Origin of the sequence: Aliivibrio sifiae (genome assembly GCF_002954715.1) — a bacterium.
GTDB classification, from domain to species: Bacteria; Pseudomonadota; Gammaproteobacteria; order Enterobacterales; family Vibrionaceae; genus Aliivibrio; species Aliivibrio sifiae.
Genome location: NZ_MSCP01000002.1, coordinates 779,708 through 792,034, shown reverse-complemented (window position 1 = coordinate 792,034; position 12,327 = coordinate 779,708). Strand labels below are relative to the sequence as shown.

At 36.6% G+C, this 12,327-nt stretch carries 11 protein-coding genes; 9 read left to right on the top strand and 2 right to left on the bottom strand.

Features of this window, described 5'->3' with window-relative positions; translation table 11 throughout:
- The first annotated feature begins 111 nt into the window (after window positions 1–111).
- From BTO23_RS14695 to ppnP, 3 genes are all read left to right on the top strand, one after another.
- The gene (locus BTO23_RS14695) at window positions 112–909 is read left to right on the top strand and encodes a helix-turn-helix domain-containing protein (protein ID WP_060993771.1); all 798 of its coding nucleotides are present in this window, start codon (window positions 112–114) and stop codon (window positions 907–909) included.
- A gap of 69 nt (window positions 910–978) precedes the next feature.
- Entirely contained in the window at window positions 979–1,797 is an 819-nt protein-coding gene (locus tag BTO23_RS14690; RefSeq protein ID WP_105063871.1) for a phosphate ABC transporter substrate-binding protein, read from the top strand.
- Between the two features lie 61 nt (window positions 1,798–1,858).
- Window positions 1,859–2,140 carry a pyrimidine/purine nucleoside phosphorylase gene (gene ppnP, locus BTO23_RS14685; RefSeq protein ID WP_060993773.1) on the top strand — a complete coding sequence of 94 codons (282 nt, stop codon included), beginning with the start codon at window positions 1,859–1,861 and terminating at the stop codon, window positions 2,138–2,140.
- 98 nt (window positions 2,141–2,238) lie between these two features.
- On the opposite strand, the gene BTO23_RS14680 is transcribed toward ppnP, so the two are convergent.
- Window positions 2,239–3,621, bottom strand: a complete 1,383-nt coding sequence (locus BTO23_RS14680) for a DEAD/DEAH box helicase (RefSeq protein ID WP_061005348.1) — start codon at window positions 3,619–3,621, stop codon at window positions 2,239–2,241.
- 185 nt (window positions 3,622–3,806) lie between these two features.
- Here BTO23_RS14680 and BTO23_RS14675 point away from each other — a divergent pair, with 185 nt between their 5' ends.
- From BTO23_RS14675 to ylqF, 3 genes are all read left to right on the top strand, one after another.
- Window positions 3,807–4,634, top strand: coding sequence for a DUF2797 domain-containing protein (locus tag BTO23_RS14675; protein WP_060993775.1), 828 nt, complete (start codon window positions 3,807–3,809; stop codon window positions 4,632–4,634).
- 146 nt (window positions 4,635–4,780) lie between these two features.
- Window positions 4,781–5,581, top strand: coding sequence for an EAL domain-containing protein (locus BTO23_RS14670; RefSeq protein WP_061013745.1), 801 nt, complete (start codon window positions 4,781–4,783; stop codon window positions 5,579–5,581).
- A 64-nt stretch (window positions 5,582–5,645) separates the two neighbouring features.
- Window positions 5,646–6,581: a ribosome biogenesis GTPase YlqF gene (ylqF, locus tag BTO23_RS14665; RefSeq protein ID WP_060993777.1), complete on the top strand. Its 936-nt coding sequence runs from the start codon at window positions 5,646–5,648 to the stop codon at window positions 6,579–6,581.
- 78 nt (window positions 6,582–6,659) lie between these two features.
- Here ylqF and BTO23_RS14660 read toward each other — a convergent pair whose 3' ends face one another.
- A complete protein-coding gene (locus BTO23_RS14660) occupies window positions 6,660–7,631 on the bottom strand; it encodes a CobW family GTP-binding protein (protein ID WP_061005352.1) in 972 nt (323 codons plus the stop codon).
- A 215-nt stretch (window positions 7,632–7,846) separates the two neighbouring features.
- Between BTO23_RS14660 and BTO23_RS14655 the strand changes: the two genes are divergently transcribed.
- The 3 genes from BTO23_RS14655 to gltS all read left to right on the top strand — a co-directional run bounded on the left by BTO23_RS14655 (window position 7,847) and on the right by gltS (window position 12,260).
- Window positions 7,847–9,673 (top strand): ABC transporter ATP-binding protein, encoded by a 1,827-nt coding sequence (locus tag BTO23_RS14655; protein WP_105063870.1) that lies wholly within the window; start codon window positions 7,847–7,849, stop codon window positions 9,671–9,673.
- A gap of 163 nt (window positions 9,674–9,836) precedes the next feature.
- Window positions 9,837–10,817 (top strand): Solitary outer membrane autotransporter beta-barrel domain, encoded by a 981-nt coding sequence (locus tag BTO23_RS14650; RefSeq protein WP_060993780.1) that lies wholly within the window; start codon window positions 9,837–9,839, stop codon window positions 10,815–10,817.
- 219 nt (window positions 10,818–11,036) lie between these two features.
- A complete protein-coding gene (gltS, locus tag BTO23_RS14645; protein ID WP_061005357.1) occupies window positions 11,037–12,260 on the top strand; it encodes a sodium/glutamate symporter in 1,224 nt (407 codons plus the stop codon).
- Window positions 12,261–12,327 lie beyond the last annotated feature (67 nt).

The following is a 12,327-nucleotide window of genomic DNA, read 5'->3' as shown; positions in this document are numbered from 1 at the left end:
ATTGATATAAGTCTTAATATGAACTCAAATATTGAGACTGTGAGCTTATGCTCTTGATTTTTCAATAAGTAAGTTTACACTAAATTCCGAGTATTTAAGAGGAAATTCAAGATGATTCCAGTTCAATTACATGAATTCAATTCTCATATGAGAAGAAAGTCTGATCGTTACCCTGTTGTTCGTAACGGTATTTTTCTGGTCAAATCTGGTGAATTCACTTATCAAGATAAAGCTGGTGAATCCATCATACTTACTAGCGGTGATTTTTTACTTTATAGTTCTGGTGATATATCCAAGATTGAGATCTCATCTTCTACTGGCAACTTTACAGCTGAATCTCTTGTTATCGATAGTTCTATTTTTCAGCGTTTTATTAGTTACAGTAATGCAGAAGATCATGTTAGCTCAACACGTGAGTCATTCGTCTTTAATCAATCTGATACAAATCTTGTTTCTCTTCTTTCTCTTCTAAAAGAACAGCTGGGGGGGAATCCATCTCCAGATACTGTTGAGTTCATGACCTTAGCAATTTTAAGTGAAATGGTTCATCAACATCCTGAATTATTAGATTTTATACATCGAATTTCAGTTTTGACGATCTCTCAACAGCTAATTAGGTATGTTGAACAAAACATCGCTTCAGATTTAACGATTGATACCGTCGCACCTAAGTTAGGTATGTCATCTTCAACCCTAAAACGAAAGCTGCAATCTGATAAGTTATCATTTGCAAACCTAGTTAAAGTTAAACGTATAAATCATGCAGCAACACAACTCAGAATAACAAGAAAAACTATTACTGAAATCGCATATGAAACAGGATTCAAAACCGCAGCTCATTTTAGTACTACATTCAAAGCGGTAAATGGAATGACACCAAAAGAATTTAGAGAACAAATACAGTCTTAAATAAAAATTTGTCATAGTGGTGTAACACTCTCGTTTTATTATGCTTTTTTTCTTTAATGAGATCCGGTCATGTTTAAAGCGTTATCCTACATCACTCTTATGGCAAGCTTTCTTCTTAGCTCTACCACATTTGCTGCAAACACAAACACAACAATAGCAGGTTCAACGTCGGTATCTAATTTATTAGAACCTTTTATTGAACAATATAATCATAGCTCTGATCATGATATTGATCTTCAAAGTATTGGCTCTAGCGCCGGTATCACCATGCTAAATAATGGTGCCGTTGATTTAGCCATTAGCTCAAGACAATTGTCAGATACAGAGAAAGAAACCTTGTCTTCAAAACTCATCGCCTATGATGCAGTTGCCGTTGTTGTGCATCCTGATAATCCAATAAAAACACTCTCTGCTGAGGATATTTGGAAAATTTATCATGGCGATATTTCAAATTGGAAAGAGATCGGTGGTGAAGATAAAAAAATTGCAGTAGTAACACGAGAATTAGCCTCAGGTTCACGATTCTCATTTGAGCGTAATCTGGGCTTAACTAAAGAAATAAACTCTTTCACTGTTTCTGATATCAGTAAAAATGCAATTGTAGTGAACGGTACAAGCATGGTAAAGAGTATTGTTGCTCGTAATCCTCATGCTATTGGTTATGTTTCTGCAGGTTCTATTGGTGATCTCGCTCAATTACACGTTGTAAAAGTTAATGATGTATTACCAACCCCTCAAGCTATTATTGATAATAAATATCCACTTTCTCGCCCTTTTCTATTCGTTTTTAAAAGTGATTCTTTATCAAAACAATCTGATGAGTTTATGTCATATATAAACTCCGATTCTGCCACACAACAGATCCAATCATTAGGCTATGTAAAGTAACAGTTGAAAAAAAACAATGAATAACCTATTGTTAAATGGAATTTAATTACAAGGATGCGTCATGCTGAGCGTAAATAGCTATTTTGAAGATAAAGTAAAATCAATTGGATTTGAGCAAAATAGCAATGCTATTTCTGTTGGTGTTATGTTACCGGGTAACTATACATTTGGAACAAATGCGGCAGAAAAAATGACAGTTGTTACTGGTGCGTTAGAAATCAAACGCACAACAGACGTTGATTGGGTTGTATTTTCTTCTGGTGAGAGTTTTTCAGTTGAAGGCAATTCATCTTTTGATGTAAAAGTGAGTATTGAAACCGCTTATCTATGTGAATACCTATAACTTTGCTATTCACTATATGATTTAATATAAAAAATGCCAAGTGAGATATCTCACTTGGCATTTTTATTATCTTAAACAAAGAGACTTAACAGTCCGTCTTACTCATCATCAACAACCAGTTTCTTTGGTTTCTTCTTCGGCATAAATACTTGATCACCCACAGCCACGTTAGTATGGAATGAATTATCACGTTTCTTAGCCGCTTTTGGTTTATGAGAACCACGTTTTGCTGTTGTTTTCTTCGCGTCGCCTTTCTTAACAAACGTACGCTTCTTCTTAGGTACAAGACCTTTGAATTTACCTTTTAGATCTTCAAATACAGAGAACGTTAATTCTTTCTGTAGGAAGTTTTCTATACGTTTAAAGCTTTCCCAGTCTTTTGGACCAACTAAAGAGATTGCAGTCCCTTTTTTGCCAGCACGACCAGTACGACCAACACGGTGAACGTATTCTTCCATGTGTTTTGGCATATCGAAGTTAATAACGTGAGTTACACTCGTTAAATCCAAACCACGAGAAGCAACATCTGTTGTTACTAGGATCTTATGTGCGCGACGCTCAAACTGGCTCATAATATTGTTACGAGCTGTTTGGTTCATATCACCACTTAACGCGACAGCTTTAAGCTTACGCTCATTAAGCAGATTAGTTAGGCGGTCAGTATCAGCGCGAGTCGCTGTAAAAATCATGATTTGGAAGTATTTTTCCGTCTCGATGATTTTATCTAATAGAGCTTGTTTATGATCTAGGTGATCACACAAGTAAAAGCTTTGCGTAATATCTGTATGTTCATCTGTTGATAAACCAACAGAAACAAACTTAGGATTATCAAGCATATTACCAGCAAACTGAGTAACAGCATCGTGATCTAATGTTGCGGAGAACATTAACGTTTGACGACGACGATGGTTTGCTGCTTTATGAATTTTTTGCAAGTGCTCAGCAAAACCTAAATCAAGCATACGGTCTGCTTCATCAAGGATAAGTGTTTCTAGACCATTCAAGAACAAAGATTGATGTTCTAAGTGGTCAGCTAAACGGCCCGGAGTTGCTACGATAAATTTAGGGAATTTACGCAGTGCATTCACTTGGTCATTAAAGTTTTCACCACCCGTAATTAAGGTAGCATCATAACTTAACCCACCTAACATACTACGTAGATGTGTATACACTTGTTTCGCTAACTCACGCGTTGGTGCCAAGATCACTGCACGAGGATCATTCTTAGAGAACGATTTTGATTTCAGTGATTTATGAAGCATTGGCAAGACAAACGCTAACGTTTTACCTGAACCTGTTTTTGATGACGCAAGAATGTCTTTTCCTGCCATCGCAACAGGTACAGCTTTACGCTGAATTTCTGTTGGTTTTTTGATGTTCTGATGAGCGAGATTTTTTAATAGGCGATTATCTAAACCTAAATCTTTAAATTGCAAAAGCTGCACTCCAATTTCGAGTATTATTGATGGATAACCAGTCATTCTGGTCTAATGCGGCGGAGTATAGCATAAGTGTCGTTTATCCTTGCACATAAATCTTCATTTGAACTGTTATACTCTCCTCTTGCTTTGCTACAATATATCGAAACAGATAAAAGCCTTAACACATAAAAACATTAACTTAATTATAAAGATCCTAACCTAATAACAAGAAAGTAGAAAAGTTTATGAGCATTCAAATTACTGGAACATTAGCAAAAATGCGCGCCTCATTACTCGACGGTGCTGTGCAATATCGCTTACCTGTTGGTAACGAAGAAGTTGAACTTAACGCCTTAATTGGAAAAACACTCACATTAACCCATACCGGTAACATCTTTTGTTGTTCTTGCGGTAAAAAAACAAAGAAAAGTTACTCACAAGGTCACTGCTTTGTTTGTATGAAAAAATTAGCAAGTTGCGACATGTGTATTATGAAGCCAGAAACCTGTCACTTTGCTGAAGGAACTTGCCGAGAACCTCAATGGGGTGAAGAAAACTGTTTTGTAGACCATTATGTTTATCTATCAAATACATCAAGTATAAAAGTAGGTATTACGCGTTACACCCAAATCCCTACTCGCTGGATTGACCAAGGGGCAACACAAGGTTTACCTATTGCTAAAGTGAAAAATCGCCTAATTTCAGGTTTAGTTGAAATTGAATTAGCTAAGCTAATTGCAGATAAAACCAATTGGCGCACCCTTCTAAAGGGTAATAATGAGCCACTTGCTTTAAAAGAAGCGGCATTAGAATTATTACCTCAAGTCGCAGATACGATAACTAAAATTCAAGCTGAGTACGGTGATGATTCTGTTGAGCTACTGGATGAGAATATTCTAGATATTGCTTTTCCTGTAAACGAATTTCCCGTCAAAATAGTCAGCCATAACTTTGATAAAAATCCGGAAGTAACTGGCGTATTAAATGGCATTAAAGGTCAATACCTTCTGTTTGATACGGGTGTTATCAATATTCGTAAGTTCGGTTCTTACGAAATAACCGTGACAGCGTAACCTTTAACCATTTAAGGTTGTACTTATCTTTTCTGTATGGATAAGTACAACTCAAACGTGATTCACGTCGTATAACGATTTTCCTTAATTTGATAAAAACTACTGATTCGGTTATCAATAGAACATGCTATTTAATGGAGTAAAGCATGCTACTAGTCACTCAAGAGCAATTTCAAGCCTATTTATTTTTAGGTGAGGATGGCTCGTATTATTCAAAATATGATGGTTATTTATTACAGAGTGTTTTTCAACCTATCTTTAATATTCAACAAGCCATTATTGGCTATGAAGCATTACTACGAATTTTTGACCATAATATGTTACCTATTCGACCGGATTTATTCTTTAAAGACACCACAAGAACCATTGAACAAATTCTGAATATTGAGCGACTAAGCCGTGTTATCCATATCCGAAATTTCTCTCTTTTCTCACAAAGAAATATTCAACTATTCCTAAATATTTTACCTGAATCTGCGGTTCACTTTCATACAAATAAAATACCAAACCTAAATACATCATTACTGGAATCTCGCATTAAAGAGCTTGGTTTATTTCCTCAATGTGTAACTCTAGAGCTTCTTGAGTTTCATTATCAAGATAAAGCTAAATTATTAGGTGCCATAGAGGACATTAAATCACACGGTTTTAATATAGCCATAGATGACTTCGGCTCAGAAGCTTCTTCTGAAGATCGTGTTTCTTTATTAAAACCAAATATCTTAAAAATTGACCGTTCCTTACTATTGAAATATGAAAATGGCAATACTGAGCCTATTCAGTCGGCCATCACCTTAGCGAGAAATCAAAAAGCATTAATTGTTATTGAAGGTGTTGAAACCACTAAACAGTATGAAGATATGAAATTACTTGGTATTGATTATTTTCAAGGCTTTTTATTAGGTAAACCTTTGCCATTACATCAACAAAATCACCAAGCTGCGTAACTTCCCTTTACTCTTTTGACTTTGCCGTTAAAATAGCGTTTTTGATTTTTAAAGGATTCACGCTATGTCCATCCAATGGTTCCCTGGTCACATGCATAAAGCTCAAAAAGAGATCGCTGAAGTGATCCCTAAAATGGATGTGATCATCGAAGTACTTGATGCTCGTATCCCTTTCAGTAGTGAGAATCCGATGATTGCCTCTCTACGTCAAGACAAGCCTTGTATTAAAGTTTTGAACAAGCGTGATTTAGCCGATCCTGAAGTGACTAAACTTTGGATTGAACATCTGGAAAAAGAACAAGGCGTCACAGCAATGGCCGTGACAACCAGTAATCCGGATGAAATCCATAAAATTATGGAAAGATGTCGTAAACTGGTTCCTCACCGTGAAGCGATGGGAAAAAACGTTCGCACCATGATTATGGGCATTCCAAATGTGGGTAAATCAACCATCATTAATACGTTAGCAGGGCGTATGATTGCGGTAACTGGTAACCAACCTGCGGTAACTCGTCGTCAACAACGTATTAATTTGCAAAATGGGGTTGTTCTTTCTGATACTCCTGGAATTTTATGGCCTAAAGTTGAGAACCCACACAGTGGTTTCCGCCTTGCAGCGACTGGGGCTGTAAAAGATACCGCGATGGATTACGATGAAGTGGCTTTCTATACTGTTGAGTATTTAGCAAAACAGTACCCAGAACGTTTAAAAGAACGTTATAACTTGGATGAATTACCAAATAACGATTTAGAATTAATGGAAGCGATTGGTCGTAGCCGTGGTTGTTTACAAGCTGGTGGACGAATCAATATCTATAAAGCATCTGAAATTCTTCTTCATGAACTTCGCTCTGGCACATTAGGTCAATTAACTCTGGAACTTCCAGAAATGATCCCAGCAGAACTTGAAGCTGTTGAAATTGCAGCCGCGCTTAAAGTTGAGCAACAAATTAAGAAAAAAGAAGAACGTCGTAAGCGTTACTTAAAAAACAAACGTTAATTCTTTTTTAACACACAAACAAAAAGAGAGGCCAACCTTAAGTTAGCCTCTCTTTTTCATTCTTACTTACTGAGTTTATTATTCTTCAATAAGTAAACTTAATAATACACATTCTAACTGATCCCAAGGTAATAACTGAGTATCTATCACTTCTAATTTTGATTCCATGCCATCAATACTGAGTAAATTAACTGAAACAATCCCATTAGCCACATTAAATGCATAAAAGCCTTTATTTGTGTTCATCACCGCTTTAACTCGCTCAGCAGTAAGTGCTGATAACATTGAAAATAACTCATCAAAATCAAATACCGACTCTGCCCCAAAGAACCACCCACAGCTAACATAACCCTGCCCTTTGTTTTCTTTACGACAGAACTTTTGTCCCGGCTCTAATACCATTTCAACAATTTCTTGTTCTGCATGATGGTGGTGATGCTCTTCAATGGTTATTTCAACTGTACGATTCTCATCTAGCCAATGTAAAGGCAACTCACCATGATTAATAGTGGTAAATTTAGGTTTATGTGGTAGAGATTTTGCCCATGAAGAGAATAAACATTCATCATAATCTGACGCAATATCCATCTTAGTCGCAACCACAACATCAGAGATACTTAACTGGTCATTAAAATTCTGATTACTTGTGTACTTTTCGTTGGATAAATTACGGGGATCAACAAGACCAATGGTTGATTTTAAATCAATGTATTTTTCATAATGCTCAGATTGAATAATCGCAATGATTTTCTTGGGATGACCTAATCCTGTTGGTTCAATAATCAAGCGGTCTGGTTTCTGACGTAATAATGCATTAATACCAACAGACATAGGCAAGCCAGCAGTACAACACATACAACCACCTGGAACTTCTTTTACCATTGCTCCGCTTTCTGTTAAAAATGCGCCATCGATACCGACTTCACCAAATTCATTCACTAAAACAGCCCAAGACTCACCTTCTGGCTTATTTTTTAGTAGCTGTAAAATAGTCGTTGTCTTCCCTACACCGAGAAAACCAGTGATGATATTGGTTGGTATTTTTTTCATAACAATGCTCGCAATTAATAAAATCCTTTTTATGATACCTCTACTGCGTCTCATCACGCCAATTATTTAGGAAAACTTATTGATTAATGTAGAAAATAAATTACATAAATCTGGCTTTTGAGTTATGTTAACAGCATGTAGAGATACTCACTCACTTCTCTTCAACACTATTTATAAATCATTTGAAACAACATAATAATTAAAAGGCTTAGCGTATGTTTAATTTCTTTGAGCGGCTTACTACTGCTTTTCCAAAACAAGAGCCAGAACAACCACCAAAAGGGTTGTATGCATTTTGTCGTCATTACACTAAAGGTTTCGAAAAACCATTAATTGGCATGTCATTACTTAGTGCCGTTATTGCGATGGTTGAAGTCTCGTTATTTGGTTTCATGGGACAATTAGTCGATTGGTTATCAACTCATAATAGAGAAACCTTTTTTGCACAAGAAGGACAAACCCTAATATGGTTAGGGTTGCTTGTTGTTGTCGGAATGCCAATACTGATAATGGTCCACTCTTTACTTACTCATCAAACGTTACTGGGTAACTATCCAATGGCTATTCGTTGGCAGGCTCATCGCTACCTTTTAAAACAAAGTGTCTCTTTTTATTCTGATGACTTTGCTGGACGAATTGCAACTAAAGTAATGCAAACGTCATTAGCCGTTCGTGAAACAGTAATGAAGTTATTGGATGTTCTCGTTTACGTATCTGTTTATTTTACCTCAATGATTGTCATGGTTGGTAAAGCCGATTGGCGCCTTATGGTTCCAATGTTGGTATGGTTAGCCGCTTATGTTGCTATTCAATTCTATTTTGTTCCAAAACTAAAAGCCATATCTGAAAAACAAGCCGACGCTCGCTCTACCATGACAGGTCGGATTGTTGATAGTTATACTAACATTAACACCATAAAACTATTTAGCCACAGCAAACGTGAAACTCAATACGCGGAAGAAGGCATGGAAGAGTTTTTAGGTACAGTACATAAACAGATGCGCTTGGCGACAGGTATTAATATTTCCGTTGAAATCATTAACTACTTACTGGTTTTTTCTGTTGCTGCAGTGTCTATCATGTTATGGGTAGATAATGTGTTATCTGTTGGTGCTATTGCCATTGCTATCAGCTTAGCTTTACGTGTTAACGGCATGTCTCATTGGATAATGTGGGAGATTAGTTCATTATTTGAAAATCTAGGTACCGTTACTGATGGTATCAATACACTTTCAAAACCAATTTCAATTAACGATAAACCTGATGCTACAGAGTTAAAAGTAACTAAAGGATCAATTAAATTTGATAATGTAAATTTCCATTATGGGGAAAATAAAGGAGTCATTAATGACCTCAACCTTGAAATTAAACCAGGTGAAAAAATTGGTTTAGTTGGTCGTTCTGGCGCTGGTAAGTCAACATTAGTGAATTTATTGCTTCGCTTCCATGATATTGAATCTGGATCTATAACAATTGATGGTCACGACCTTAGAGATGTAACTCAAGATTCATTACGCAGCCAAATTGGTATGGTAAGTCAAGATACTTCCCTATTGCATCGTTCAATTAGAGATAACATCAAATATGGTCGACCTGATGCAAGTGATGAAGATCTATTTATTGCAACTAAACAAGCTCAAGCCCATGAGTTTATTGAAACGTTAACCGATTCTAATGGCAAGAAAGGTTATGATGCTCAAGTTGGCGAACGTGGTGTGAAACTATCTGGTGGTCAACGCCAGCGTATTGCTATATCTCGAGTTCTACTCAAAGATGCTCCATTATTAATTTTAGATGAAGCAACCTCAGCCTTAGACTCCGAAGTTGAAGCTGCAATTCAAGACAGTCTTGATGAACTAATGGAAGGAAAAACCGTTATCGCCATCGCCCATAGACTATCAACCATTGCTGCAATGGATAGATTATTGGTTATGGACCAAGGTAAAGTAGTAGAGCAAGGCACGCACAAAGAGTTAGTTCAACTAGGTGGTATTTACGCCCAGTTGTGGAATCATCAAACTGGTGGTTTCATTAGCGAATAAGTAACAATCTTATCAATGAAGACACAATTAGATTTTTCTTTTTGTGTTTTCATTTTCTTAGTATTATTTTTGCGAAAACTCTAGATAACAAGCTGATTTATTGTAGATTATTCTATTATTTTCTACTACATTGTATGGATACATATTCAAAAGGCTTGAAACATTGCGCGGATTACAATCTCTTCTTATTATATTGTTATTACACCTCGTAGTAGAGAAGGCTGTCGCTCGTAAGCTTACGCCAGAAAGACAAGTTGAACAGGCTTTTGCTACCTCTCTCGTTTTATCTGATAGCAACATGATCACATTCGGTATCGCAGATTTCAATCCAAATAATTACTTAGAAAACGAAAACGACAGTATTGGTAGCTCGAATTCTGTTGAACTTCGTAATCAATTAACCGTATATGCCCTTCCTTACACATTTGAATTAACAGATGATCCTGATTCACGGTGGTCTCATGATATAACGGTGCGTGCATCTTACGTTAACACCGATGTTGATGTTGAAGTTCGAGACAAAACCTCTCCAGATTCAGATGTAGATGAAATATTCGGTTTATACGCTGAATACGCTCAAAGCTATGAATTTTATAAAGATTGGACAATTTCATTTGGTAATGCGCTTCACCTAATGCATTACAAAAATACACATAAATATAATTCGGACTTTAGTCAATCCTTCGCACCTAAACTTGATGGTACCTACTACAATTTATCAAGTAACTCTTTCATTATCGAACCTAAACTTACATTTGAATATAAAAAAGAAACGGACTGGGGTGAATGGCGTTTTAACAACAGCTATCATTACGCTTATGGTCAAGGTTTTGGAGGTTCTGCTGATTTTAGTTCAGACGTAAACCCTGAAGTGTGGCGTTTTGTAAATAGTCTACAATTAAGATACAACATGGCCCATTGGAACCGTTTTGCCCAAGTTCTATACTTAAAAGCAAAACGTGTTGATCTCGGTGGAGATGTAAACGAACCTCTTGGTACTGACTTCTATTACGAGTTCAATATTGCATGGTTAATCGATACTAGAAAATGGATATCTCTGGTTGATAATGTCGGCATTGGCTTCACATTTAACGTAGGTAGTGCACTTCGTGGTGGCAGTATCGTACTTTTTTACGATGAATAATCACCGATAAACTCACGTTATTTATCAACGATAACAGTACGTTTATATATTTTACTCCACATTAACCCACTAGTGTTGATAAAAGTGCTACTATCCGTCCCTGAAATTAGACAATATCATTCAGAATAATGCATTAAAATACATTTATTCTTCATTTTCTTTCGAAAATCTAACTAATGTAGACGAAGCTAAGAATCGATATTTCAACTTAGGAGTACTATGTCAAACACTCTATCTATTGGCGCACTTGAATCATTTTTAATTGCCATTGCGGTGCTTTTTCTCGGCCACTTGGTCAATTCAAAAGTTGTGCTATTTAAAAAATATAATATCCCAGAGCCTATTGTTGGTGGATTAATCGTCGCGGTCGCTATCACCGCTCTTCATTTCAAAGGGATTAACTTACAGTTCTCACTGCCTTTACAAAGTACATTCATGCTAATGTTCTTTAGTACAGTCGGCTTGGCTGCTAACTATAAGCAATTAATAAAGGGTGGTACGAAAGTATTCATTTTCCTTGCAGTTGCTTCTGTTTATATCATTATCCAAAACGGAATTGGGGTAAGTTTAGCAAGTATGATGGGGCTGGATCCTCTAATGGGGTTAATTGCAGGTTCAATTACCTTATCAGGCGGCCATGGGACTGGCGCAGCTTGGTCACAAACGTTTGCTGAGACTTATCATTTAAACACGCTTGAGCTAGCAATGGCATCAGCGACCTTTGGTCTAATTATGGGGGGGTTAATTGGTAGCCCAATTGCACAAAAACTGATTCATAAGCATAAGCTAGAATCAGAGTATGGTACTGGTGTTGATACACATAGCCGCTTCCCTGAACTTGTTACTTACAACGAGCGTGAAGAAGATAAAGTTACCGCAAAAAAAGTAATCGAAACATTATTTGTTCTTTTACTTTGTGTCGTTGGTGCCGGATACCTTGGTGATTTTGTTGCTACCTTTGATATCTCATGGCTGAAAATTCCTGATTTTGTCTATGCATTATTTATCGGTGTATTCATTACTAATATTACTGAAGTAACTAAAGTCCATAAAATTGATACTGAAACGGTTGATATTTTAGGTACGGTTTCACTTGCCCTATTCTTAGCAATGGCATTAATGAGCTTAAAACTATGGAATATCTTTGATTTAGCGATCCCATTACTGGTTATTCTTTCAGTTCAAACTGTTGTGCTAGCGTTATTTTCATATTTCGTTACGTTCCGAGTTATGGGTTCAAATTATGATGCAGCGGTAATGGCGGGTGGGCACTGTGGATTTGGTTTAGGTGCAACACCGACAGCGGTAATGAACATGGGTTCACTTGTTTCTCGCTTTGGTCCATCGCCACAAGCGTTTATGGTTGTTCCAATCGTTGGCGCATTTTTCATCGACATTGTAAATTTAATTATCTTACAAACGTACATTAGTTTTATTGGATAATTTTAAGTAATAGTAAAAAAGCCCGATACATCATTGTATCGGGCTTTTTTTCGTTCAAATAATGAGC

What these genes read in the sequence shown, in the direction of transcription:
- BTO23_RS14695 (WP_060993771.1), top strand. Translation starts at nt 112, where the DNA reads ATGATTCCAGTTCAATTACATGAATTCAATTCTCATATGAGAAGAAAG.
- BTO23_RS14690 (WP_105063871.1), top strand. Translation starts at nt 979, where the DNA reads ATGTTTAAAGCGTTATCCTACATCACTCTTATGGCAAGCTTTCTTCTT.
- ppnP (WP_060993773.1), top strand. Translation starts at nt 1,859, where the DNA reads ATGCTGAGCGTAAATAGCTATTTTGAAGATAAAGTAAAATCAATTGGA.
- BTO23_RS14680 (WP_061005348.1), bottom strand. Translation starts at nt 3,621, where the DNA reads ATGACTGGTTATCCATCAATAATACTCGAAATTGGAGTGCAGCTTTTG.
- BTO23_RS14675 (WP_060993775.1), top strand. Translation starts at nt 3,807, where the DNA reads ATGAGCATTCAAATTACTGGAACATTAGCAAAAATGCGCGCCTCATTA.
- BTO23_RS14670 (WP_061013745.1), top strand. Translation starts at nt 4,781, where the DNA reads ATGCTACTAGTCACTCAAGAGCAATTTCAAGCCTATTTATTTTTAGGT.
- ylqF (WP_060993777.1), top strand. Translation starts at nt 5,646, where the DNA reads ATGTCCATCCAATGGTTCCCTGGTCACATGCATAAAGCTCAAAAAGAG.
- BTO23_RS14660 (WP_061005352.1), bottom strand. Translation starts at nt 7,631, where the DNA reads ATGAAAAAAATACCAACCAATATCATCACTGGTTTTCTCGGTGTAGGG.
- BTO23_RS14655 (WP_105063870.1), top strand. Translation starts at nt 7,847, where the DNA reads ATGTTTAATTTCTTTGAGCGGCTTACTACTGCTTTTCCAAAACAAGAG.
- gltS (WP_061005357.1), top strand. Translation starts at nt 11,037, where the DNA reads ATGTCAAACACTCTATCTATTGGCGCACTTGAATCATTTTTAATTGCC.